At 34.4% G+C, this 26,340-nt stretch carries 22 protein-coding genes and 1 riboswitch; of the genes, 12 read left to right on the top strand and 10 right to left on the bottom strand.

Features of this window, described 5'->3' with window-relative positions; genetic code table 11:
- Nucleotides 1–102: 102 nt before the first annotated feature.
- Nucleotides 103–492, bottom strand: a complete 390-nt coding sequence (locus AC5YGG_RS19540) for a Fur family transcriptional regulator (RefSeq protein ID WP_496146104.1) — start codon at nt 490–492, stop codon at nt 103–105.
- 86 nt (nt 493–578) lie between these two features.
- Here AC5YGG_RS19540 and AC5YGG_RS19535 point away from each other — a divergent pair, with 86 nt between their 5' ends.
- The 5 genes from AC5YGG_RS19535 to AC5YGG_RS19515 all read left to right on the top strand — a co-directional run bounded on the left by AC5YGG_RS19535 (nt 579) and on the right by AC5YGG_RS19515 (nt 10,086).
- A complete protein-coding gene (locus tag AC5YGG_RS19535) occupies nt 579–917 on the top strand; it encodes a MerC domain-containing protein (RefSeq protein ID WP_496146103.1) in 339 nt (112 codons plus the stop codon).
- 396 nt (nt 918–1,313) lie between these two features.
- Complete coding sequence (locus AC5YGG_RS19530; protein WP_496146102.1) at nt 1,314–5,213, top strand: response regulator; 3,900 nt, start codon at nt 1,314–1,316, stop codon at nt 5,211–5,213.
- An 11-nt stretch (nt 5,214–5,224) separates the two neighbouring features.
- Complete coding sequence (locus AC5YGG_RS19525; protein WP_496146101.1) at nt 5,225–5,581, top strand: response regulator transcription factor; 357 nt, start codon at nt 5,225–5,227, stop codon at nt 5,579–5,581.
- Between the two features lie 9 nt (nt 5,582–5,590).
- Nucleotides 5,591–6,655, top strand: coding sequence for a HEAT repeat domain-containing protein (locus AC5YGG_RS19520; RefSeq protein ID WP_496146100.1), 1,065 nt, complete (start codon nt 5,591–5,593; stop codon nt 6,653–6,655).
- Nucleotides 6,649–10,086: a sulfatase-like hydrolase/transferase gene (locus AC5YGG_RS19515; protein ID WP_496146099.1), complete on the top strand. Its 3,438-nt coding sequence runs from the start codon at nt 6,649–6,651 to the stop codon at nt 10,084–10,086. Before AC5YGG_RS19520 ends, AC5YGG_RS19515 begins: the two co-directional genes overlap by 7 nt.
- Here the strand turns inward: AC5YGG_RS19515 and AC5YGG_RS19510 are convergent.
- Nucleotides 10,083–11,315, bottom strand: coding sequence for a YaiO family outer membrane beta-barrel protein (locus tag AC5YGG_RS19510; protein WP_496146098.1), 1,233 nt, complete (start codon nt 11,313–11,315; stop codon nt 10,083–10,085). The two genes, AC5YGG_RS19515 and AC5YGG_RS19510, sit on opposite strands and share 4 nt — an antisense overlap.
- A gap of 224 nt (nt 11,316–11,539) precedes the next feature.
- Here AC5YGG_RS19510 and xth point away from each other — a divergent pair, with 224 nt between their 5' ends.
- Entirely contained in the window at nt 11,540–12,313 is a 774-nt protein-coding gene (gene xth, locus AC5YGG_RS19505; RefSeq protein WP_496146097.1) for an exodeoxyribonuclease III, read from the top strand.
- A 51-nt stretch (nt 12,314–12,364) separates the two neighbouring features.
- Here the strand turns inward: xth and AC5YGG_RS19500 are convergent, their stop codons facing one another.
- Nucleotides 12,365–13,150 carry an XRE family transcriptional regulator gene (locus AC5YGG_RS19500; protein WP_496146096.1) on the bottom strand — a complete coding sequence of 262 codons (786 nt, stop codon included), beginning with the start codon at nt 13,148–13,150 and terminating at the stop codon, nt 12,365–12,367.
- Between the two features lie 437 nt (nt 13,151–13,587).
- Here AC5YGG_RS19500 and AC5YGG_RS19495 point away from each other — a divergent pair, with 437 nt between their 5' ends.
- Entirely contained in the window at nt 13,588–13,872 is a 285-nt protein-coding gene (locus tag AC5YGG_RS19495) for a bacteriocin-like protein (RefSeq protein ID WP_496146095.1), read from the top strand.
- 73 nt (nt 13,873–13,945) lie between these two features.
- On the opposite strand, the gene AC5YGG_RS19490 is transcribed toward AC5YGG_RS19495, so the two are convergent.
- Nucleotides 13,946–14,407 (bottom strand): Lrp/AsnC family transcriptional regulator, encoded by a 462-nt coding sequence (locus AC5YGG_RS19490; protein ID WP_496146094.1) that lies wholly within the window; start codon nt 14,405–14,407, stop codon nt 13,946–13,948.
- 192 nt (nt 14,408–14,599) lie between these two features.
- A riboswitch (cobalamin riboswitch) is annotated at nt 14,600–14,784 on the top strand.
- A 173-nt stretch (nt 14,785–14,957) separates the two neighbouring features.
- Here AC5YGG_RS19490 and metE point away from each other — a divergent pair.
- From metE to AC5YGG_RS19475, 3 genes are all read left to right on the top strand, one after another.
- Nucleotides 14,958–17,261: a 5-methyltetrahydropteroyltriglutamate--homocysteine S-methyltransferase gene (gene metE / locus AC5YGG_RS19485; protein WP_496146093.1), complete on the top strand. Its 2,304-nt coding sequence runs from the start codon at nt 14,958–14,960 to the stop codon at nt 17,259–17,261.
- 317 nt (nt 17,262–17,578) lie between these two features.
- A complete protein-coding gene (locus AC5YGG_RS19480) occupies nt 17,579–19,078 on the top strand; it encodes a BspA family leucine-rich repeat surface protein (protein WP_496146092.1) in 1,500 nt (499 codons plus the stop codon).
- A 182-nt stretch (nt 19,079–19,260) separates the two neighbouring features.
- Complete coding sequence (locus AC5YGG_RS19475) at nt 19,261–20,013, top strand: hypothetical protein (protein WP_496146091.1); 753 nt, start codon at nt 19,261–19,263, stop codon at nt 20,011–20,013.
- Nucleotides 20,014–20,164: 151 nt separating this feature from the next.
- On the opposite strand, the gene AC5YGG_RS19470 is transcribed toward AC5YGG_RS19475, so the two are convergent.
- Nucleotides 20,165–20,758 (bottom strand): hypothetical protein, encoded by a 594-nt coding sequence (locus tag AC5YGG_RS19470; protein WP_496146090.1) that lies wholly within the window; start codon nt 20,756–20,758, stop codon nt 20,165–20,167.
- A gap of 128 nt (nt 20,759–20,886) precedes the next feature.
- Here AC5YGG_RS19470 and AC5YGG_RS19465 point away from each other — a divergent pair, with 128 nt between their 5' ends.
- Complete coding sequence (locus tag AC5YGG_RS19465; protein ID WP_496146089.1) at nt 20,887–21,339, top strand: VOC family protein; 453 nt, start codon at nt 20,887–20,889, stop codon at nt 21,337–21,339.
- Nucleotides 21,340–21,601: 262 nt separating this feature from the next.
- Here AC5YGG_RS19465 and AC5YGG_RS19460 read toward each other — a convergent pair whose 3' ends face one another.
- The 3 genes from AC5YGG_RS19460 to AC5YGG_RS19450 all read right to left on the bottom strand — a co-directional run bounded on the left by AC5YGG_RS19460 (nt 21,602) and on the right by AC5YGG_RS19450 (nt 23,703).
- Nucleotides 21,602–22,384, bottom strand: a complete 783-nt coding sequence (locus AC5YGG_RS19460) for a YdcF family protein (protein WP_496146088.1) — start codon at nt 22,382–22,384, stop codon at nt 21,602–21,604.
- A gap of 226 nt (nt 22,385–22,610) precedes the next feature.
- Nucleotides 22,611–23,093 (bottom strand): hypothetical protein, encoded by a 483-nt coding sequence (locus AC5YGG_RS19455; protein ID WP_496146087.1) that lies wholly within the window; start codon nt 23,091–23,093, stop codon nt 22,611–22,613.
- A 106-nt stretch (nt 23,094–23,199) separates the two neighbouring features.
- The gene (locus tag AC5YGG_RS19450; RefSeq protein ID WP_496146086.1) at nt 23,200–23,703 is read right to left on the bottom strand and encodes a GNAT family N-acetyltransferase; all 504 of its coding nucleotides are present in this window, start codon (nt 23,701–23,703) and stop codon (nt 23,200–23,202) included.
- 157 nt (nt 23,704–23,860) lie between these two features.
- Between AC5YGG_RS19450 and AC5YGG_RS19445 the strand changes: the two genes are divergently transcribed.
- On the top strand, nt 23,861–24,358 hold the full coding sequence (locus AC5YGG_RS19445; RefSeq protein WP_496146085.1) for a hypothetical protein: 498 nt from the start codon (nt 23,861–23,863) through the stop codon (nt 24,356–24,358).
- Between the two features lie 94 nt (nt 24,359–24,452).
- On the opposite strand, the gene AC5YGG_RS19440 is transcribed toward AC5YGG_RS19445, so the two are convergent.
- The gene (locus AC5YGG_RS19440; protein ID WP_496146084.1) at nt 24,453–24,680 is read right to left on the bottom strand and encodes a hypothetical protein; all 228 of its coding nucleotides are present in this window, start codon (nt 24,678–24,680) and stop codon (nt 24,453–24,455) included.
- Between the two features lie 135 nt (nt 24,681–24,815).
- Nucleotides 24,816–26,336, bottom strand: coding sequence for a TSUP family transporter (locus AC5YGG_RS19435; protein WP_496146083.1), 1,521 nt, complete (start codon nt 26,334–26,336; stop codon nt 24,816–24,818).
- Nucleotides 26,337–26,340 lie beyond the last annotated feature (4 nt).

The following is a 26,340-nucleotide window of genomic DNA, read 5'->3' as shown; positions in this document are numbered from 1 at the left end:
CCACGGATACCCGAATACGATACTTTATTATGGTAAATAAAGCCCCTTTTATAAACTCCCATATCTATTTGGCATTCGTGCTAATATATTATACACTCAATCTTAAGCATTACTACATTTCGGACATATTCCACTTATAATGAAATTGTATTCCTCAGCAATAAAGTTATCCGGCAGACTAATTTCAGGGATAGCATTTTCAATACAGGTTACAGAGTTACATTTTTTACAATTAAAATGAACATGATTGTGAAAATGCTGATCATGAGTACATTTACCACTACATTTTGCAAAATTTACCACACCATCTACATTAACAATTCTGTGAATAGCCCCTTCATTCTCAAGTCTTTCTAAAACTCTGTAGATGGTCACTCTATTACAAAGATCACCTAATCTTTTTTGAATATCAGAATGACTTAAAGCCACCTCAGAATCATTAATGAGGTTTAATATCTCGGTTTTTGCGTGGGTATTTCTGACTTGTTTCATTTTTTAATGCAACTAAGTTGCGTTATTTAAATTTTTATATTTATATTTGCAACAAAGTTACAATAAGAAATTAAAACTTACCCTTTATGAAATCAAAAATTCTTGATGCTGTAGGAATTTCCGCTGCCGTTCTCTGTCTGATTCATTGTATTGTTTTTCCTTTATTATTAATTATTCCTTTGGGGATATCTCACAATCCCTTTATTGATCTTACTTTTCTTATTATTGGGACCATAGTGGTTTTCAGAGTCACGAAAAAAATAAAAAACACCTGGCTCAATGCTTTATTTTGGAGTTCTATTGGTTTAATTGCAGTATCTGTAATGGCAGATTTTATATTCGAAATACACCTTCCATTGATCTATGCCGGAGCAGCTGGATTAATCACAGCTCATGTTATTAATTTTAAAGATCACAAACACTAAACATAACTTTTTACACAGTATTTTTCATATCATATTTTACATTTTTAACTGGTTTGGAGCAGAACGGATTTATTCGTTCTGCTTTTTTACTATTGATATCATTAATCATATGAAAAAAAAGAACCGTGAACTATTTACTCAAACAGAAAATGTAAATAATACCACTCTAAAATAAAATCAAAACCAAAAAACACAGGTTTTTCAGATAAGTTTTTATACATATCACTTTATTGTAAAAATAACAACAATTAAAATCGAAAATTAATTTGTAATTTGGGTTACTTGTTAAAATAATAATATTAATCATTGTAAACTAAGTAAAATTTAAAGTTTAAATGTTTGATACACATTATTTAATATTAAAAATTTATAAATCTCTAAGACTTGAATTAATACATGAAAAAATATCCGATTCCGGCAAATGAAGAAGAAAGAATCAGAAAATTGGAGTTTTTTGGTCTCTTGAATCTTGGAAAAGATCCACAATTGGACGTTTTTGCAGAAGCCGCTTGTCTGGTTACCGATTGTCCGGCAGCCCTTATCGCCATGATGGAAAGCGAAACTCAGACTATTCAGAGTTGTGTAGGACTTTCATTGGATTTTGTAGACAGGAGAAATACCTTATGCCAGTATTCAATTGCAAGTGGAGATGTAGTTGTAATTAATGATACATTGTCCGATGAAAGATCATCTGATAATCCTTTAATAGCAGCAGGTGGTATACGTTTTTACGCAGGAATACCACTTATAGATGAAGAAGGCTTTACATTAGGCACCCTGTGTGTGATTGATTTCCAACCTAAAACTATTTCTGACAGCCAAATATCAACATTAAAGAAAATAGGTGAAACCATTACAAAGCTTCTGGTAGGAAAAAGGAAAAATATTCAGGCAGAATATTTCCAACAGACTTTCAATATATCCAATAACCTGATCTGTGTATTGGATACAGATTGTATGCTGAAAGATGTAAATCCTGCCTTTGAAAAAGCATTTCAATACAGTAAAGAGAAGGCTCTCGAAAAAAACTTTGCAGATCTGCTGGGACATCATAACTCCCAGCTAAAGTCTCTTGCAAAAAAACTTACTGAATCTGACGACGAAATCACATTTACAACCACGACCACCATTGATAACCAAACCATCATTGTAGAATGGTCTTTAAAACAAAATCAGAAATTTTCTGAAATTTTCTGTTTTGGAATTAATATTACCCAACGTATCGAAGAAAAAATAAAACTTGAACGCTCAGAACGCCGTTTCAGAAGCTTTTTTGAAAATGCTATTGGACTTATGAGCATGCATGATATGGAAGGGAATATCATAGAAGTGAATGAAAAAGGCAGGGAAAACCTTCAGTATTCGGCTGAAGAAGTCCGAAAATTGAACCTAAAAGATTTAATACCCGAAAGAAACTGGTCTCTTCTCGCAGAATACCTGGAACGCATCAACAGGAATAAGGAAGATACAGGAATGATGATCCTGCAAACCAAAGAAGGAAAGGAAGAAATCTGGATGTATCATAATCTGGTAGACCTCAATAAAGAAGGTGAACCTTATGTGATAAGTACTGCTCTGAACGCCACTGAGAGAATTACGCTGGAAAAAGATCTTTTCTATGCAAAAAAAATGCTGGAGCAGACAAGTGCAGTAGCACAGGTAGGAGGCTGGGAAGTAAATCTTAAAAATAATACTGTATTCTGGTCACAATCTACTAAGGAAATTCATAAGATCGATAAAAATTTTCAGCCTGATTTTGAAAATGCTTTGGGCTTTTATAGTGAAGATAGTAGAGAAAGAGTGAAACTTCTGTTTGAAAGAGCAGTAAAAGAAGGTATTCCTTATGATGAAGAATTTCAGCTCATCCGTAATGACGGAGTTATGATATGGGTAAGAGTGAAAGGAATTCCGGAATTTGAAGAAGGGGTATGCACTAAGGTATTTGGAATTATTCAGGATATTGATAATTTTAAGAATATTTACCTGGAGCTGGCAAAAAAAGAAGCCATGCTACAGTCATTTGTAACCTATGTTCCTACAGCTGTAGCGATGTTTGACAAGGATCTTAATTACTTGTCAGTAAGCAGCAGCTGGAAAAATGAATTTGAGATGAATGGTATAGAACTTATTGGCAAAAATATGCATACCATCTCACCTGATGTTCCCGAAGAAAGAAAAAAAATATACACGGATGCCTTGGAAGGCAAGCCCTATAAGAATGAAGATATTGCCATAGAAGTTCCTGGAAAAGCGGGTATACAGCATTATAATATGGAAGTAGGACCTTGGTACCTTTCCAATGATATTATTGGTGGGGTCATTGTATCTGTGCAAAATATTACGGATAGTGTAAAAATAAATGCAGAACTTAAAAATGCCAAAAGAATGGCTGATATTGCAAGTAAAGCCAAATCAGAATTTCTTGCCAATATGAGCCACGAAATCAGAACTCCTTTAAATGGAGTCATAGGATTTTCTGATCTTTTACTAAAAACACCATTGAACGAAATCCAGACACAATACCTGAACTATATCAATGAATCAGGGGAAAACTTACTTAATATCATCAATGATATTCTGGATTTTTCAAAAATAGAATCTGGTAAAATGGAACTTTCTATCGAAAAAGCAAATGTTTATGATATTGTAAGCCAGGTAATCAATGTGATTCTTTATCAGTCACAGAAGAAAGATATTGAATTACTGTTGAATATTGAACAGGGATTACCTAAAACAATTTTGCTGGATGAATCCAGACTGAAGCAGATTCTGATTAATCTTCTCGGTAACGCTGTTAAATTTACCCAGCAGGGTGAGATTGAACTTAAAGTTGAGAAGCTCAATATAAATTCTGAAAATATCAGATTACGGTTTTCAGTCCGGGATACAGGAATTGGTATTCCGCCTGAAAAACAGCAGTATATATTTGATGCTTTTACCCAGGAAAACAGCTCTATCAGTAAACGATATGGGGGAACAGGTCTCGGACTTACCATTTCAAATAATCTTTTGAAATATATGGGAAGCAATCTTTTGCTGAACAGTGAACTTCAGAAGGGTTCAGTTTTTTATTTCGATCTTGATTTGCCTTATGAGCTTTCAGACGATCAGGAGGATGAAGATCTGAAAATCAATAAAGTTCTTATCGTTGACGATAACGAAGCCAACAGAGTAATCTTACAACACATGCTGGCCTATAAAAATATTGATACCGTACTGGCTGCCAACGGAATGGAAGCACTCCAGATTCTATTGAAAGGGGAGCGTTTCGATATTATCCTCATGGACTATCATATGCCTGTAATATCGGGGTTGGAAACGATTGAAAAGATCAAAGAACTCTTTAATAAACAAAACGAAATTTCTCCTCTGATCATTCTCCACACATCTTCTGAAGAACACGATGTAATCAATTCTTTCCGACAGGAAAATAACTCATACTTCCTGCTGAAACCTATTAAATCTGAGGAATTATACAAGACATTGAAACATGCTGTAAAGAATATAGAAAATGAAACGGCTTCGGATAATCTACAGTCGGAAAACGAAAGCTCTTTACTCATGACAGCACCTCAGGTTTTACTCGTTGATGATAATCCGGTAAATATGGTGCTTAATAATAAAATGATGAAAACACTAATTCCGGAAGCCCAACTGACGGAGGCAACAGACGGACTTCAGGCGTTGGAACTATGCAGGGAAAAAGTTTTTGATATAATTCTAATGGATGTTCAAATGCCGGTGATGGATGGTATTGAAGCTACACAACATATCCGTTTATTACCAAAATATTCAGATATTCCGATCATTGGAGTAACTGCCGGTAATGTCTTGGGTGAAAAGGAAAAGTGTCTGAATTCCGGAATGACCGATTTCCTGCCTAAACCTTTAAGACAAGCAAACCTTATGGAAATGCTGGAAATATATATTCCCAATAAAGCTTACCCAAAAGACTCTTCAAGCTCGAAAAAGTATCTCGACATTCATCTTTTGAATGAGCAAACCGGTGATGATGAAGAATTTAGAAAAATATTTCTGGATCTCATTATTCAGGAATTATCTCAGGCTGAGAAAAATATAAAAACAGCAGCACAAGAGAAAAATACAGCTGATATAAAGGCTGTTCTACATAAACTGAAAGGAACCGCCGGAACTGCAGGTCTTCTCAAGCTGGCAGAAATTACAGCAAACTGGGAAAGTAAAACCGAACAGGACATGAACTATACAGCCATGGAAAATGATATGATTGGCGAGATAACCACAGGAATACATTTAATAAAAAATTTAATACAATAAAACAAGAAACTATGTTGATTCTGATTGCTGAAGACGATGAACTGATTCTAAAAACAATTGAACACAAATTATTAAAAGAAGGTCATGAAGTAATTCTGACCCGCAATGGTAAAGAAGCTATCGAAACCTTGAAAAATCAGGAAGTGGACCTTGCCATCACTGATATTATGATGCCTTTTGCCTCAGGTCTTGAAATTTTATCCGCTATACAGACAATGGGAAAACAGATCCCTGTTATCATGCTTTCAAGTATGGGACAGGAAGAAGTGGTATTGAACGCTTTTGATCTCGGGGCAGTTGATTTTATTGTAAAACCTTTCAGCCCCAACGAGTTAATGTTAAGAATAAAAAGATTTTCTCCTAAATAAACTGCTATCATGTCATCTATCACTTCTGTACATTTTCTTTTTCTTGTTTTTCTGGGACTGCTTTCATTGGTTCTGTTACTGATCATTGTAGTACTTATTTATAGTTTTAATCAGTATAAAACATCTTCCCAGGCTTCAAAATGGTCCGAAATCATCAATAAAAAGATCTCGGAAGTGATTGTATATGATGGAGAAACAAAGACAGATCAAAATTTTACTACAGCTATCAGCAACCCTTTATTCCGAAACCTGTTTCTGCAAAAATTGGTAGATTCTGAAAAGAAATTTTCAGGTACCGCACAGGACAAAATAAAAAGTCTTTTTACAGAATACGGGCTTAAAAATGAAGCATTAAAAAAACTGGATCAGAAAAAAGCTCATTTAATTGCAGGAGGAATACAAGAACTTACAGCTATGAACGTGCAGGAAGCGCTACCAAAAATTTCTGCTTATCTCACGCATTCATCTGCTCAAGTTTACCAGGAAGCACAATACGCTATGGTACATTTTAGAGGATTCGAAGGACTTCATTTCCTTAATTCACATATCTCAAGAATTTCAGAATGGCAGCAGCTTCGTCTGTTACTTTCCATTACCCGTATCCCGGAAAATTCTGATGATTCCATGAAAAACTGGCTCAAAAGTGAAAACAATTCCGTCGTAATTTTTACCCTTAAGCTGTTAAGAAAATTTCAGGTACTATCTTTTTATCCATTTGTAATCAGTCTTCTGAAACATTCTTCAACAGAAGTAAGAGTACAGGCTGTACAGACTTTATTATCTCTGGAAAACTCTTCTACAACTACAGACCTTATTGAAGTATATGAAGACCAGCCCCTTGAAGTTCAGCTTGAAATTTTTAAAATAATGAAAGTATTAAGAGATCAAAGCTGCACAAGTTTTGTAAAATCACAGCTTTTAAATCATCCGGATTCAGGAATAAAAGTTTACGCTGCAGAAACACTTTTCATCTTAAAGCAGCAGGATGATCTTGTACAGCTTCTACAGAATGAATCTTCGTCTGAACAATTAATTCAAATTATTAAATACGCATTACAGGAAAAAGTATGTTAGAATTCTCACATATCATTTACGAAATTGTTATATGGCTGTTTCTTATTTATGGGACGGCTGTCACTATTATTTACGGTTGGATAGGGATCTATGCACTTGGAGCTGTACTGCGTTATAAAAAAGAGAATATATTTACAGACTACAGCATTATTGCAGCCAATCCCAATGCTCCTGTCTTCAGTATTATTGCTCCGGCATATAATGAAGGGATGACCATTGTGGAAAACGTACGATCTCTTTTATCACTTTATTATCACAACCTTGAAATCATCATTGTAAATGACGGTAGTAAGGATGATTCCATACAAAAACTGATTGAAGCCTATGAACTTGAATCCATTTCCTATTACGTGCAGGGAAAAATAGAAACGAATAAAGTAAGAGGCGTTTATAAAAGTAAAAATCCGGCATTTAAAAAGCTAATTGTCGTAGATAAAGAAAACGGAGGTAAGGCAGATGCATTAAATGTGGGGATCAACCTTTCTTCAGGAGATTATCTTGTCTGTATAGATGTAGATTGTATCCTGGAGCAGGATGCTATCCTGAAGCTGGCAAAACCATTTTTAGAACAGACTGATAAAAAATTCATTGCTTGTGGTGGTGTTATCCGGCTTGCAAATAACTGTGTCATAGAAAATGGTAAAGTTGTGAGCGTTAATATGCCCAAATCTCTTTTAGGCAGAACACAGGCATTAGAATATATTCGGGCATTCGTTCTCGGACGCATGGCTTGGTCCCGTGCTTCAGGATTAATTTTAATTTCCGGTGCGTTTGGAGTTTTTGACAGAAAAATTGTATTAGCATGTGGCGGATATGACAAGAATACAGTAGGAGAGGATATGGAACTGGTAGTACGTATGCGAAAGTATATGGAAGAAAGAAAAGAACCTTATGAAGTTCTTACCATTCCGGATCCTTTATGCTGGACGGAAGTTCCTGAAACCAAAGATATTCTCAGAAAACAGAGAAACAGATGGATGCGGGGTACAATGGAAACGCTCTGGAAACACAGAAAACTGATGTTCAATCCCAAATATGGAAAACTAGGAATGATAAGTCTTCCATATTGGTTCTTTTTTGAGTTTCTAGGACCATTGGTAGAGTTTTCAGGATATATTATTTTTATTATTTTCCTTCTGTTAGGCATTATCAACTGGTCTTTCTTTACGATCCTCTTTGCATTGGTCATCTCAATGGGATTCCTATATTCTATTTATGCCATACTCGTAGATCTGGTGAGCAGGCAGGTATATACTAAAAGAAAAGATTTCCTCACCCTGATTGCTACCGCCTTTTCAGAACCATTCTATTTCCATCCTATCGTTGTAAAAGCAGGAGTGAGTGGTTTTATAGATTATTTTAAAAAGTCCCATGGCTGGGGAGATATGACGCGCCAGGGCTTTAATCAGAATATTCAGCACCTGCCATTAAAAGAAAGGATTTCTATGACCCTTCAATCCGGACTTAAAGAATGGGGAATGCTGGCAACGGTATTTCTGGGCTTATTTCTATTGGGGATAACCGCAGAATGGCTATGGTATCAATATTCTTTTCCGGAATTTAATAATTCAGCGATTATAACCAGTCTTTTTCTGGAAAATATTTTGTTTGCCTGTAAACTGATGCTGGGAGTAGGGATCATCTATCTGATTTTTACCTTTATCAAAACAGGTTGGGCAAAAACTCTCGCACTGCTTACATTCCTCATCGTTGTGGTTTTCCAGTATATTTTATTCCTCTATTTTTCGGAAAGCAGGAATGTATTGGGAGCAGATATATTCTATTACAATAAAGAAGAAATGAAGCAGATCTTAAAGGCTAGCGGTATGTTGAATTTTAAAAATTTTGCCCTGCTGGCGCTTCTTGTTGCCTCGTCGTTCATTCCCTTATGGCTGGCTGGCAAAAATGCTTTTAAATCAATGTATATAGGACTTGCTTTATTAGGTTTAGGAATAATCGCATGTTTTATTCCTTCGGATCTGCTGGCTTCAAAGTCTTTGAGTTCTTCCAATGAATTTAATCAAAATGCGGCAAAAAGTAAATGGGCATACTTCTTCAGTTCCAATGAAGAAAATTTCATCAGTGATCATCCTGAACTTTCTAAATTATGGGGAAATTCAGAGAATTATACTGCAAATGCCGAAATGCTTCATAAAGATTTTCCATTTTGGAGAAAAGAAAATACTCCTGATTTTCTAGGACAATACCTTAATAAATCTGAAAATATTCCCAATATTGTTCTACTCGTAATGGAAGGATTCGGGCATGCATATACATCTCCTAAAGGATATATCGGTAACTTTACTCCTTTTCTTGATTCTTTATCCGGCAAAAGTCTTTCTTGGGAAAACAGCCTAAGCTCAACAGGAAGAACATTCGGGGCATTACCATCATTATCAGGTTCTCTTCCGTTTGGAAAAAACGGTTTTCTGGAGATAGAAAAAACGCCGGAACACTTCAATCTTTACAACATCCTGAAAGCCAACGGATTCGAAACAGGATTTTATTATGGGGGGCATATATCATTTGATCGCTACAGAGAGTTCCTTGAATACAGCAAAGTAGATCATATTGTAGACGAAACCTCTTTCAGCAGTCCGTATAAAAAGCTTCCGGCAAATAATGGTGAAAGCTGGGGCTATGAAGATCAGGCGGTTCTCAGCAAAATGCAGGAAGTACAGAAGGTTCAGAACCGTCCTTATTTTAATATGATCCTTACACTATCTACTCATAATCCGTTTCTTATCAATAATCGGAACTATTATGAAAAACAGTATAACGAAAGATTAAATTCAAATATTCTGAATACTGAGCAAAAGAAGTGGGCGGCTGCCCATAAACACCAGCTGATTTCAGTGCTTAATGCTGATGATGCTTTAAGAGAATTCTTTACCAACTATCGTAAACGCAAAGATTTTGCTAACACCATCTTTATCATAACAGGAGATCACAGCATGCCTGAGATTACCTTACAATCCAAAATAGACAGATTTCATGTACCATTGATGATCTATTCACCTCTATTAAAGCAAAATAAACGTTTTTATAAAACTGTAAGTCATTTTGATCTGGCGCCTTCTATTTTAGCTTATTACAGAAATAATTATAAAATAAATACACCGTCCACAGTTACCTGGGTAGGGAGAGGATTCTCACCAGATTCAGAGATAAAAGGAACCGGAATTCCTATGATGCAAAGCAAAAACCAGCTTATTGATTTTGTTTCTGAGCAATATTATCTTCACGAAGGACAATTATTCACCCTTAAAAACTTAGAGGAAGACCCTTCCGGAGACATATCAGCATTGAATAAAATCAATAACCGCTTTAATCAGTATAAAAGCATGAATTCCGAATTCTATAAAACCAAGAAATTGATGCCGGATTCTGTAATGATCAATTTTATGAAAAAAACAAAACCAGGATTTTAAAATTTCCTGGTATAGCCCACCGTAATATCAAACTGATTTCCTTTTTCACCCGGACGGTATTCCTGATTATAATACATTGTTCCTATCGAAAATAAATTCGCATGGATGGAGAAGTTATATTCACCGCCTATTTTAAAGGTTTTAAGCTTAAAAGTTTCATTTTCCAAAAGATTATTACGATATTCCTCCGGGCTGATCCCTGTTCCGATCTGAAAGGCAAAATAATCCTGAGCACTTTTCGTATAATAACGCACGGTACCCGTATAGGAATGCGAAATATTTTTGCTGTCCGGAGTAATATACGTACGGAGATTAAACCAGAAATTTTTATAATATTTGCCTACAGCAGCGGTATACATCCATATATTGCTGGAAAAGTAAAGTTGTCTGTAACCCAATTCTGCTTCAAAGCTATGAGGAAGATTGGCATTCAGAGAAACTCCGGTACGGTATTTTGGAAACAGACCTACATCATCAGAATATCCTCCGCCTACATACAGATAAAACATTTTAGATAATCTGGGATAGGCTTCCAGCTCAATCTGGGTGCCGTTCTGCGCAAATTTGTTGGCATAGTTTCCTCTCAGAATTACAGATCCAAGTGATGTAACCCTTTTATAACTTACCCCTACAATATGCCAGTCATCATCAAACTGCTTATCAAAATGAGAATAATTATAAACAATTCCAATCGCGTTTTTAGAAGTAAATTCACTTATTTTGGAAGCAAGAGCTCTAGCCTCTGTATTTTTCGGATTTACAGATAAAAGATATTCTACAGCTTTTTGAGCTTCGGTATATTCGTTATTACCATAATAAACCTTTGCTTTTAAAAGCCATAATGCTTCAGATTGAGGATGGTAGGTAAGCCCCTTATCTATGATTTCTACAGCCTTTGCATTCTGATCATTCCAATATTCCAGTGAAGCATAAGCAAGGAAGTAATCCTCATCCTTTACCTCTTTTTTTCCTAGTTCCTCGAACACAGTTCTTGCTGAAGACAGATCTTTAGTCCAGGTATACAATCTTCCTAAAAATATCGAAACATCTGTATAATCAGGAGATTTTGCAATCGCCTCCTTTGCTAGCGTAATAGAAGCGGGATAATCTTTCTGTTCAAAAGCAGTAGTTCGGGCTTTCGTAAACAACTCATCAGCACTGAGATTTTGTTGTCCGTTCATTGACAATGGAAGAAGTAAGAGTAATAAAAAGGATGAATATCTTTTCATTGAAGAATTTATTAGATTAATGAATTACATCTAGTGCTACAAATATATTGAACTTTTACATCACAGCCCAGAGATTATTGTTTGGAACTTAAATTTTTACACTTAATTTTTTTTATATCTTAATATTATTTTCAATCGTTTCCATTAAATCATTATAAATCAATATTTAATATGGAATAATTATTGCCGAATAACCAATATCAGCCATTTAAATATAACTCACTATGAAAATAGCAACCTATAATGTCAACGGAATCAATGGGCGCCTTCCCGTTCTATTACGATGGCTGCAAGAAGCTTCACCGGATATTGTCTGCCTTCAGGAGCTCAAAGCCCCACAGGAACGCTTTCCTTTAAAAGAAATCAACGCAGCAGGCTATCATGCCATATGGAACGGACAGAAAAGCTGGAATGGAGTAGCCATCCTCTCAAAAAATCCGGAAATTACTGAAGTACAAAGAGCTCTTCCGGGAGATTCCGAAGATATTCAGAGCCGTTATATTGAAGCAATTATTGATCAGATGGTTGTTTGCTGCCTGTATCTTCCTAATGGAAATCCTTATCCGGGACCTAAATTTGATTATAAACTATCCTGGATCAAAAGATTAAAAAAACGAACAAATCAACTGATTAATATGGAGCTCCCGGCTATACTTATCGGAGATTTCAATATCATTCCGGAACCTGTTGATGTCTATAAACCTGAGCGTTGGGAAAATGACGCTCTTTACAGAACAGAAGTAAGAAAAGCCTACAAAGAACTCCTGAAAAAAGGCTGGCTGGATTCTATCCGAACTCTTTATCCTGAAGAGAAAATCTACACCTTTTGGGATTATTTATATAAAGCTTATGACCGGAATGCAGGCATAAGACTCGATCATATTTTATTAAGCCCTTATCTGAGTTCACAGCTGGAATCATGTGGAGTAGATGTTCATGTAAGAGGCTGGGAAAAAAGCAGTGATCATGCTCCTGTATGGATCAGCTTAAAAAAATAAGGACCGCAACGATAGGGTTCGGTCCTGTATAATTTTTAACTTAATAAATATTTAAGATTTTCTGCGACGTCCGGAAACTTTCTTGTCCAATTCCTTGATGTCCTGTCTCAATTCACGGAACATCTCCTTAAAGTTATAGCTTTCATAATCTCCAGGTTCAAAATCCTCCGGGAAAATACCCGAAGCATATTGCCAGATCTCAACAATATCTTCAAACGGAATATCATAAGGCTCATAGAAAGAATTGTCAGCACTTACGCAAATCGCATTTCCTTTATTTTCCTTAAATCGTTTATAGGTAATTCCGTCATTAAGAGTGATGAAAACATAAGTTTTCCCAGGTTTAAGTTCATCTATTCCCTCTACATATTTTCCGACAATATAAGATCCGTTTCTAAAAGGAGGCATAGAATCTCCATCAGCAGGGAAAGCTCTGTACTTACCATTAGTTAAGAAGGGTAGAGCAATTCGCTGAAGACCTTCAATATATTCTACATCGCTATATCCTTCAAGATACCCCATAGATGCTTTTTGCGGTATAATTTCAATAGTATCATTACCCAAATCATCTACTGCTACGGGAAGAACAATCCTGTTATCAGGAAGTTTCAGCATATCATCCGTTGAGTATTTCTGCAAATCTACAGACAGCAAAAGGTCTATGCTTACATGAAAATATTTAGCGATTTTAATCAACAATTCAATAGGTGGTTCTGAAATTCCGTTTTCATATTTGGAGTATCTCACTCGGGAGATTGTTAAATCATCAGCTACATTTTGTTGAGAAAGCTTTCTCTTGGCTCTTAGTGAGCGTATATTATTTGAAAAAATTGACATTGATACAAGTATGTAGGCAAAAATACAAAATTTGAGATGGTTATTCAATGACCTGCAGCCTGTTTTAGCATAAAATTATGAGAAATATAGGTTGTTATTGATCAATTTTTTCAAAATATAAGATTTCAGACCTTTGAGAAATATAAATTATCTTTTTAAGGATAAAAAAATCTACCGTTTTACAGGTTGAAATATTAAGCATAAAAAAACTTCACTCCTTGTTGAAAAAATAACTCTACAATTCATAATTGGAAATATATTTTTTAACAAATAGTAAATCAATCAAATATAATTAAAAAACGATATTTACATAAATTACCAATTATATTAACGAAATATTAAATAGTAAAATTGTTTAATTATTTTATTCGAAAGAATATCAACATATAATTATTTGTCATATATTTGTGATGTATTAATCATATAAAATCTTAATCATGAAAAATTTCAAAAAACTAGACAGAAACGAACTAAAAACTATTTCAGGAGACGGACTACTTGATCCAATCGGAGGATTATTAGGAGGTCTTGGAGGTGTAATTGGTGGCGTTGTTGGCGGCCTAGGTGGAGTTATCGGCGGAGCTGTAGGAGGCGTAGGCGGTGTTGTTGGTGGCGTTGTTGGCGGTGTAGGTACTGTTGTTGGTAATGCATTATGTCAAACTCAGTGCGTTGTCAACGGTGTAATTCACATCAAGTTACTTGAATGTGGATCTACTTGCTAAGATAAAACGAACAAGCACTTAAAAAAGTATAACCGCTCTTTTCAGAGCGGTTTTATTATGTAAAAAATCCTTACTATATCGTTAATCCATGATTATTTTTCACTTCAGCCATCACAAATGTACTATGAGTACTACCAATAGAATCTACAGATCCTAATTTATTAAATACAAAGTCCTGATAGTGTTTCATATCCCGAACCTGAACTTTCAGCAGAAAATCAAAATCACCGGAGATATTATAACATTCGGCAACTTCTTCAATCTCCAAGATTTCTTTTACAAAATCATATCCTACAGACCTGTCATGAATTTTTAATTTGATCTGACAGAAAACAGTGAATCCACGATTGAGTTTTTCAGCATCCAGAACCGCTGCATAACTTTTAATATAACCTTCCTGTTCAAGTCTTTTTACCCGTTCAAAAACCGGGGAAGGTGAAAGGTTAATTTCCTTTGCAAGTTCCTTTACTGTCAATTTTGCATTGGTTTGAAGCAATCTCAGCAACTTCAGGTCTTTATCATCAAGCTGTTCCACAGAATATTATTCTTTTATAGTTTATAATCTATCAAATTTAAAGAATAAAATTCTAATTAAAGTAATTATTAAAGTTTTATTTGCTTAATAATCCATAAACAATTGATAATAAATTCTGTATTACTAATTTTACACAAAATTAAAATCTTCTATCAAAGGAAATCATTTGATAAAAGTATAGTTCTTTATATATCTTCATCAAACAGGAAAGGTTTTACTTAAGGTAAATTAATAGGGAATCGTGTGCAAATCACGAGCTGTCGCGCAACTGTAAGTAACATACCAAAGGCTTTTGTCCTTGTATATCCACTGTGTAAACGGGAAGGATGACAGAAGCTGTTACAAGTCAGGAGACCTGCCTTTACTGAATTGACAATGCTTTCGCGGTCTGAAGCTTTGAATCATACAGATGATATATTGTTACGTAGTTTCATGTAAGATGAAATTGCTGGTTATTTATATCATTTATATTCGGTTTCTTCTCTGTAAAAGCATTACGAAGCTTTCAAAGGACTTTTTTTAACTATAAAGTTTAATTAAAGTATCAAAAATGCAAACACACATTCTGGGCTATCCGCGTATTGGTAGCAAAAGAGAACTTAAAAAAGCCTGCGAACAGTATTGGGCAGGAAAAATTGTTTTGGAAGAACTTCTTACTGTAGGAAGAACTCTCTGTAATCAAAACTGGAATATCCAGAAAGAGACAGGAATAGATCTGATTCCTTGTAATGATTTTTCTTATTATGATCAGGTATTAGACATGAGTTTGATTGTCGGAGCCATTCCTACACGATACCATGAAGTAGCTCTTAGAAAGAACAATTCTGAACTCGACCTTTATTTTGCTATGGCAAGGGGGTACCAAAAAGACGGATTAGATATTACGGCAATGGAAATGACGAAATGGTTTGATACCAATTATCATTATATTGTTCCGGAATTCTATAAAAATCAGCAATTTAAGCTTACTTCAGATAAGATTTTCAATGAATTTGCAGGTGCAAAACAGGCGGGAATCAATGCAAAACCAGTGATTATCGGTCTTGTTTCGTATTTGCTTTTAGGAAAGGAAAAGGAAGAAGGGTTTGATAAATTGGATCTTGTTTCAAATATCCTCCCGGTTTATATTGAAATACTATCAAAACTTCAGGCTCAGGGCGCTGAATGGATTCAGTTTGATGAACCTTTTTTAGCTTTAGATATAACAGACAAGGCAAAAGAAGCGTATCTTAAAGTTTATGCTGAGCTTAGGAAGCAATTTCCTAAATTAAAGTTTATCATCGCAACGTATTTTGAAGGATTAAAAAATAATTTGTCCCTTGCCGTTTCACTTCCTGTAAATGTTCTGCATATTGATCTGGTAAGAAATCCTGAACAGTTAGAAGAAATACTCCAGTCTATTCCTGACAATCTGGGATTATCTCTTGGAATTGTAGACGGAAGAAATATTTGGAAAAATGATTATGAAAAATCTTTATCCTTCATTACAAAGTCTCTTGAAAAATTAGGATCTGAAAGGGTTTTCATTGCTCCATCTTCATCATTGCTTCATTCTCCATGTGATTTAGAATTTGAAACGGACCTTGATCCTGAGGTTAAAAACTGGCTAGCCTTTGCAAAACAAAAGGTAAAAGAGGTTGTAGATCTTAAAGAATTGGCATCTGGTACAGAAAACTCAGCTGTTCTCACAAATTTTGAGGAAAATAAAAAGGCTATTTCAACCAGAAAAACATCTTCACTCATCCACAATGAAAATGTGAAACAAAGATCTGAGGCTGTAAGTGAAAGGGATTCGCAAAGGAAAAATACGTTCCCAATCCGTAGAAAAGAACAACAGAAAGTCTTACAATTACCATTATTTCCCACAACTACCATCGGGTCTTTCCCTCAAACAACAGAGGTAAGAAACTGGAGGGCAAAATTTAAAAAGGGAGAATTAACAGCTGGAGAATATGATGCTTTATTAAAAAAAGAAACACAAAGAACTATCCGCTGGCAGGAAGAAATAGGAATAGATGTTCTTGTTCATGGTGAATTTGAACGTAACGATATGGTGGAATATTTCGGAGAACAATTAGAAGGTTTCGCATTTACGAAAAATGGGTGGGTTCAAAGCTACGGAAGCCGTTGTGTAAAGCCTCCGATTATCTATGGAGATGTTTTCAGACCTGATCCGATGACGGTGTATTGGTCTCAATATGCACAATCTCAAACTAATCAATGGGTAAAAGGGATGTTAACAGGACCTGTTACCATTTTACAATGGTCTTTTGTACGGGATGACCAACCACGTTCTGAAACCTGTAAGCAGATCGCTTTGGCAATTCGCGATGAAGTAAATGATCTTGAAAAAGCAGGAATCCGAATTATCCAGATTGATGAGCCGGCAATACGTGAAGGACTTCCTTTAAGAAAATCTGATTGGCAAAACTATTTGAAATGGGCTGTAGAAGCTTTCAGAATCTCATCAAGTGGAGTAGAAGATGCTACTCAAATTCATACGCATATGTGTTATTCTGAATTCAATGATATTATCAAAAATATCGCAGATATGGATGCTGACGTGATTACCATAGAGTGTTCACGTTCACAGATGGAGCTTTTGAATGCCTTTGCAGATTTTAAGTATCCGAATGAAATCGGTCCGGGAGTTTATGATATTCACTCACCAAGAGTTCCATCCAAAGAAGAAATGATTGAGTTGCTAAAAAAGGCTCAGGATGTAATTCCTGCTCATCAGCTTTGGGTAAATCCTGACTGTGGATTAAAAACCAGACATTGGGATGAAACCGAGAAAGCTTTAATTGCAATGGTGACTGCTGCTAAAGAAGCTTCTTTGGAATATTCAGTTTAATTATTCAATACATATAAAAATAATAAGCATCCGTCTGGATGCTTATTATTTTTTATCAATTTTTCTAATCATGTTTATAAATTCTGAGAAACAAAATCAGATTTACTTCACTGGAAACAAAGTTAAAAATAAATTATAACAATCTCATTTTCAATAAAATAAATTTACATAAAATTGATAAATATTTAGTAATAAAGTTGTAATACGACATGTTCTGTCGCTGTGCGTCTATATCTTTGTTATAGAGATAAGATAAGGAATCCCGGGAAATTATTGTCTTACTAAACCCAATTTTAATCATTAAATTATTATTTTTTATGTACAAAAAACAACTAGTAATCATTTTTCTTTTTCTATTTTTTATTGCGAATGCACAGACTGAATTTATTACTTTGTGGAAACCGAATATCAATGGTACCATCGATAATTCAATCTCTTTTGGCGGTACCGGAACTGATTATACCATTAGCTGGGAAGAAGTTGGATATCCTCAACACAATGGAGTGCTAAGTTCTATCACTTCTAATAGCAGCACTCCAACAATCATATCTTTTGGTCCTTCTCTGCATACAAATCCCATTCAGGCAGTTTACAAATTAAAAGTATCAAATGGTAACGGATTATTTTATGGTTTTAGAGCGAGTACAAATTATATTGATCCTAATGCTAATCCTGAACTCGTCGAAATCAGTCAATGGGGAGAAACTATTTGGCTTCAGCAATTCAATCAGGGGTTTGCAGGATGTCCTAACCTAAATGTAACGGCTACAGATGCACCTAATCTTACCCAGATAAACAATTTATCACAAATGTTTTTTAATTGTTCATCTTTAATTGGCAATAATTCATTTTCAAATTGGAATACCAGTACAATTATTACGATGAATGGTATGTTTAGCCGAGCAACTTTATTTAATCAAAATATAGGAACCTGGAATACAGCAAAGGTAAAAGATTTTAGCGGGATGTTTTCTTTTGCATCTTCATTTAATCAAAATATTTCTGGATGGAATACAGCTTCCGGAAATACATTCTCAGCTATGTTTAAAGATGCTGTGGCATTCAACCAGCCTTTGAATTCATGGAATACTTCCAATATTACTGATTTCCGTTATACATTCTCTAATGCAACATCCTTTAACCAACCTCTTAATAATTGGAATACAGGTAAAGCAACATCATTTGAATATATGTTTGAAAATGCTGCAGCATTCAATCAACCGATAGGCAACTGGAATGTAAGTAAAGTTATTAATGGTACCGGCTTTAATATGTTTAACGGTGCTTCGCATTTTGACCAAGATATTTCGACCTGGAATATTCAGCTTCAAAATTTTAATGCAGGCTATATATCTTTTGGATTTAAAAATTCTGGTTTATCATGTCTCAATTACAACAAGTTTCTGATTGCTCTTATTAATAATCCTACCTGGGCAACAACAACAATAATAGGAGGTAACATCGATGCAACAGGACTAAATTATTCTACATCACAAGCAATTATGGCTAGAGCTCAATTGATTAATAAAGGTTTTACTATTATCGGAGATACTTATAATGCCAGTTGCAATGCGAATTTATCTACAGTAGAAACTTCAAAAAAAATGAAAACCCCTGCATATCCCAATCCGACTACAGGAGTGATAACCATAGAATCCAATGAAAACGAAAATGCTTATTTATATGATATTACAGGCAAAATCGTTAAAAATATAACTTTAAATAAAGGAGACAACCGTATTGACCTTACTGAATATCCAGCAGGAAGTTATCTTTTAAAAGGGAATAATATTTTATCTAAAATAATTAAGAAATAGGTTGATTTTTTAAAAGAAGAAATATAACCAATAATAAGTCTCAAAGCTTTTGCTTTGGGACTTTTTTGTCATGAAAAACTCAATCATTAACATCATGGAAAGTCAACAATCTCTAATAGGAGAGTGCCCAATATATTTTAAATTTGAACAAAATTATCTTATAACCTTTAAAAAATTCAACAATGATAGAACCCATTATAGAATATACGGATACCGACTTTCAAGTTAATCTTCAAGATTATTACACTTGTATTTACTATAAAGGGGAACCTTTTACAGGAACATTAGTGGATGGAAACGTAATAACTCAATTTAAAAATGGCAATGCTCATGGAAGATCTGTAGAATATTATGATAATGGACAATTAGCTGTAGAAAATTATTTTGATGATGGGAACTATATAAGTTATAAAACATGGTATTTAAACGGAAAAATACAATCAGATTGGTTGGGCGGAAAAAATGATAGCCATAAATACGACATTGATGGAAATATTACTCTTACAAATAATGATTTTTTTTACAAGAATGGAAATTTCCGAAAACGGAATATTCCCTATAAAACAGAGTTTTATAATGATAAAGGAGAAATAATTGTAATTATCCAAAAAAATTTAATAGAATATGGAAGAGAGATTTTCCATATTAATAAAGAAAAATTTACTGAATGTTATGAGGATCTTTATTTTGAGCTATATCCTTATATTTCAAGTTATAAAGATAATTTAGGGAATGGTATTGTTGGATGGTTTTGGTATTTATTATCTCAGAGTGAAAATGATAAAAAGTTCGTTATAATGGCAATAAATAAATTATTAAATGATAAGAGAAACCATAGCAAGTATGATTTGGAATATATATTAGAAAGCATAGACAAAGTAGACTTAAGAAGTGAATGGAAAAAATATTACTCTGAAATCATTGAATTCAAATGAGTTAAATTGATTATCAATAAGAGAATGATAAAGAAGGACTAATTTTAATATCCTGAAACAAATTCAATTTAACATAATATAAATTATAGGAAAAATAATATTTTATCAGAATGGAGTATTAAATGTCTCATATTCCTTTATTTACCGACCTTTATTTACCGATTTTTCCTTCTAAATATTCTACAACCGTTTCTCGGAACCCTTCTTTTGTCATAAAGCGATCCAGAAACTCTTCAAAGCTTCCTTCATTTTCAAGTTCATCAAAATATACTTCATGGTCTGTACTGTAAACCCTCGGGTTAGATTGATCAGAATCATCTGTACAGATAAAAAAATGATCCGGATATCCGTAAGAATAAAATATGCAAAGAAAATCCGGCTGAGAAATCCCTACAACTTGCTGAACATTCTTTTCATCTATAAGTCCATCAAATTCATCCTGGTCTTCTGTACCTTCCTTAAATGGCGTAAAATTCCATTTTTTCACAAAATATTGTCCATAAGGCAACTCGTGGTCTGAAAAATAATGTTCTAACAGATGCTCATAAAATTTATCCTGATGATTAAAATATAGTTCTTTATTTTCCTCATAAAACTGATCAATTCCATAAACATCCCAATCCTTATCATACAAATGATGATTAAAAATGATACTTTGCCAGTTTTCAGCAAAACTTTTTCCAGCCATAACAGCATCTGTAATACCTCCTAAAGCATTGATTTTATGTATAATATTTGTATTCATTATGTGAGTTATCAATTTATACGTTTAGCTATATATTATGTTAAATTCATCTTTGGAAAAACTTTTAAATACCGTTTTATCCCCATCACTCTCCTGTTAATTGGTTTAAAAATACAAAATCTTGCCACATGACAACCTTTTATCACTTGAAAGAAACTAACTTTATTCAATCAAAATATAAAAATATGAAACCTAAAATGATCTGGGCAAATCTTGCAGTTTCTGATCTGGAACGTACACAGAAGTTTTATACAGAACTAGGATTTAAACCAAACAATCCGCACTCTTCTAACGAGTTAGTAAGCTTTTTCTTTGGAGAAAATGATTTTGTAATCCACTTTTTCCTTAAAAATATATTAGAAACCAATGTAAAAGGAGTTTCTTTCGGTGATTCCCAGACTTCGAATGAAATTATATTTACCGTTTCTGCAGAAAATAACGATCAGGTAGATCAATGGGCAGCCGAAATTAAAAAAGCTGGTGGAACCATTGTATCAGAGCCTGAAAGTTTTGGAAACAATTATTATGGTTTTGTTTTTGCTGATCCGGACGGACATAAATTTAATGTCTTTAAGATGTAGATTCTAAAATATAATAAAAATCCATTTTCGCCCATAAATCCTCTTTATTTTCAAGCAGATAGCATAGGTTGAGGATAGAAAAACATGACTAATTTGGGCTTATTTGAATTTTTCTTTATTGAAGGGATATTTCTATGATTTTGCACAAATTTTATTGAAAAATAAGCCTTTAGCCAAAACTTATTACTAACAATATGTTAAAACAAACCGGACTCTTGAGCTGGCTAAAAGTCCGGTTTGTTATAAATAGACTGTAAAAACATTACTTATTCATTTCCAAACTGTTATATAACTGCACCTGCCATATTCCCACTACCTCTTTAAGCATAATAAACGTAAAAGCAGCATTATAACTATTTGGAAATAAGGTTATTTCAGTATCAATAAAATCGGATGTCTGTGGGATTGGTTTTAATCCAAATGTCTCAAACAAAGCAACAGACCTTTTCATATGAAAACCTGAAGTCACCAGATACAGATTGTAAGTACCCATCTTGCTTAATATATCGTTAGAAAATTTTGCATTCTGATAGGTATTCATACTTTGATCTTCCTTAATGATGTCAGCATCTGCCACTCCCATCTTCTTAAAATTTTCACTGAAAAGCTCTGCTTCACTTTTATGTCCTCTTCCTTTTCCAGAGATTAATATTTTACAAGGCTGGTTATTTTTCTTAAATTCATGATACAATTGATAAGCGATCACCATTCTGGAATAAGATAGGGTATGCAATTTCTCTATATGATTAATTTCTACCACACCGCCACCCAATACTACAATAACAGGGTTCTGAACAGTTGAAGTATTTATTTCAGGAGTATGGAGATAGCTTTTTTGAAGATATCCTGAAGTTAATTTTCCCAAAAAACCATTACCTATAAAGATGATTAATACCATCACAGACACAAAAATTCCTATTCTCAGTTTTTTATATTTATTCTTCCTTCTCAGCAGAGCGATAATGACTACTGCAAGAAATATTAAAAAGTAAAGTTCTGTAAAAAGCTGAAAAACACGAAATAAAAGGTCTAGTAAAAATTTCATCTATGATACTATTGATTAATGCAAAGAAAACATTGGATTTTCAAAGATAAGGTTATTTCACCACTACTTTTTCACGATATATCTCGGAACTATTTAAGAATATACTATCATGAAATTTTACGTCTAAAATCTCCTTAAGATCACACAGATCATACGAATTTGCCACGAATGCACTAATAAAATCATTTGTGCATTCGTGGCAAAAATAAGGTGTACTCAATATCTGCTATAAAGGAGAGATATACACTTCTATTTTAGTTCCGTCATAGTTGAAAGTGCCATCGGAATTCTTTTTTCCAAGTACCCATTTCATATCTACGGGAACGGACCATGTAGAACCTAATGAAAATCCGTTAACGGATCTGATCTCGTTTCCGTTTCCTGTTGTAATCGCTGAATGAAACCATGTTTTGTCTATAAGTCTGTAGAATCCAATAGCTTTTCCTTTTGGAATTGGAGAATACCCATTCCATTTTTCTCCTGCGGGATAGTTAAATTTGTTTAACCATTTTTGTCCTGAAGATCCTGCAAGTTCATCCGGGCTGATACTGGCACCTCGCATATATAAGGCATAAGCAACAACATCGTGACAGACTCCAGTGTTGTATTTTGAAATGTTTTCTGCCCCTGAAAGAACGGCATGTGCAACCGGTGCTCTTTCAGATAGGGATAACTGAGCCTTCCTGGCTCCTTCTGGTGTTACTGACATAATATAATATTTTGTTTGGTGAATGGTAAAGATAGCTTTTTTAAAATAAATCAAATTAAATATTGAAAATGAATGATTTATCTTGTTTTTTACCAATAAATATGTCTTAAACCTGTAGTTGGAAAAGTGCCATTGTTGCATTATGATAATGATCGGGACGTCCTTCAGTATCAGTCATTTTCTTCTCCCCCAGATAAGAAAAACCACATTTTACATAATAATCAATCAGTCTTTGATTTCCGGCTGTAGTATCCATCCTTACATATAATTTATGATTGGCTTCTGCAAATTGTTTCGCCCATTCAACGATTTGTTCTACAAATTTTTGTCCGCGGAAATTTGGGTTGGTAGCAATTCTGTGAATATATATAGACGGATCTTCGTTCTGCTCACCCCAAACCTGTAGGTCTTCATAAGTAATACTCCAGACACATGCCACTTCTTCTTCCACTACGATGCTAAAATGACGGCGTTCTTCAATTTCCGCTTCTATCATGCTACGTTCAAATTCCGGCCATTGTACACCGGATACAGTTTTCTTAAAATCGGAAGCCATTTTATATAAACCAAGGACTGCTTCAATATCCTTTAGAGATGTATTCACTACCATTATTCCTGTTATGAACACAAAAATACTGAAAATTGGATAAGTAGCTTTGTTATTGTTATTCAGAATGGGTATAAATACCGTCCTATTACCATTGTCGCGTTGGGAAAAGTAAATAAAAATACTAATTTTATCGCCCGATTAAAGATAAAGACACATTATGCCGACTGATGCTTCTCACAAGCTGATTCCGATGACTACCTTTGTGCTTGAATATTATGCACATGAAGGATATGCAGATCTTCAAACACTAAGTTTGATGAATAACTATGCCAATTTTTTAAAACAGACTTTAGTTCTTGGAATGTTTGTTCCTGTAGATTCTCAAGGAAATATATTGAAAGAACCTAAAAATTATGCATCATGGAAATCGCTTGAGCATAATGACGGTGAAAGAACTGATATGACTGGTTTTGAAGAATATGGTGAATATCAGAAAGCGGAACGAAAGTGTTTGTTTGAAGGTTTCAGGGTAGATTATAACGGGTATTCTAAGGTAAGAATTGTCGCATCTTATGATCCGTCTATCGAATTATCATTTAATAAAAGTGAACTGGTACCTACAGGCTTCAATGATGTGGAATCACTGACTGTTTTTAATGATATATTTTTAACATCCAATGCTTTGAAATTCATAGGAATAAAGGACAGAAAATAGAAACTTGCTGATTTCAAAAATGAAATTCAGATTCTAAGATAAAATCCCTTTACAGAAAAATGTAAAGGGATTTCAATTTCAATGCAAATAGTGTTTATCGAACACATTCACCGGAACGGCATAAGTATCCTGAAGGACATAATCCATTAATACACGGACCTGCAACATCGGGATAACATTTTTCATCTGCACGGCAATGAGAATTTGGCGGACACAGACTAATCAGATTTCCGATACAGATTCCTACCGGAAGCGGCAGATTCAGCTCTATACCAATTTCTCCGGCAATGTTCTTTAATGTTTTTCTGTTTAACTTTTTCATAGTTTTTAGTTTTAATCAATTGTTGTTTTGAAAGTATTCACATCGGATGGTAACCAATGAACAGATCAAAGGTAATCATACTGGGAAATGAATCATTCAGTACTTTTACTTAATTTCAGATTAGTCTAAAAACATTTATGATAAAAATGATTTCACTATGGTAACCAGACTCATGATGATGACTACTACTCCAACAACGACAAACATTTTCTTTGTCGGCAACTTAGAGGTAAGCATAGCTGAAAACGGAGCTGTAAAAACACCGCCAAGTAATAATCCTAACACAATATTCCAATGATGGATGCCAATGGTAAAAATAAATGTAACGGCACTTGTGACCGTCAATAAAAATTTGGCTACGGTTGAGCTACCGACAACGTAACGGGGAATTCTTCCTTCCTTGATCAATGTTCCTGTTACCAATGGTCCCCATCCACCTCCCGCAAAAGAATCTATGAAACCTCCTACTAAGCCTAACACCCTGAGATTGGTTCTTCTCTTGGTTTTATTACGGCTTTTATTCTTATCCTTAAAGGCATTTTTCAGAATATTTAATCCCAAATATAAAGTATAGCAGGCAATGATAGGCTTTACAATATGAGCATAATGTTCGCCATAATGAGATAAGGTTAAAGCACCAATGATGGATCCTACAATTGCAAGAGGAAATAATACCCAAACCATTTTTTTATTGACATTCCCTAGCTTATAATGACTAAAACCTCCTGCTGCGGTTGTAAAAGACTCTGCAGAATGAATACTTGCACTTACTACAGGCGGCGGAACATTCAGTAATAACAGAATGGTAGTACAGATCACGCCATATCCCATTCCCATAGATCCGGCAACAATTTCAGCCATAAAGCCGGCAAACAGCATCCAGTAAAAAATATGACCGTCTTTATTAAGAAAATTCTGAATATCTTGGGTCAGATTGAATTGATGAATTACCAGCCCAAATACTCCGAAAAGAAGCATTACTCCTATGATCGCAAGATAAATATTGGCTTTTCTCTGAGCCGTTTTGGTAATATGGATCAGTTTTTCAATTTCAAGATCTGATTTCTTTTCCGGAATGGCTCCTTCAGACAGATATTGTGTCGTTATTTTGTTGAGTTCCGTTACTTTATGATTAAAATCTCCCTGTAGCTGATTGCGGATATTTTGCATGTTATCCAGCACAAGATCCATTTCGTCTGGAATCATTTCGGTGAATGTTTCTCTGAGCCTTTTCGCAATAGTTGGCGATTTTCCATTGGTTGAAATAGCAATTTTAAGGCTTCCTTTTTTGACAATGGAGCCTAAATAAAAATCACACAGATCAGGTTTGTCTGCGATATTGACCAGTACATTTTTTTGTTGTGCCTGTTTACGGATCTGCTCAGCCAAAGTAATATCATTTACAGCAATAATAGCAAGGTCCGAATTATCAAAATCATCAATATGATAGGACCTTTCATGCAATGTAATATTTGGAAAACGATTCTGCAATGTTATGACTTCGGGAATGATTTCTTTTGCAACCAATGTTATAGATGTTTCAGGTGAATTTCCCAGTACGGATTCCAGTTTCTCGAGGGCAATTTTTCCGCCTCCGATGATCAGTAATGATAATTGTTCAAGCTTTAAAAATACGGGATATAAAGAATTACTCATCTTG

The organism is Chryseobacterium sp. CS2K3 (genome assembly GCF_059515185.1).
Note: the sequence above shows the minus strand (reverse complement) of the source record. Positions and strands in the feature narration are given on the sequence as shown.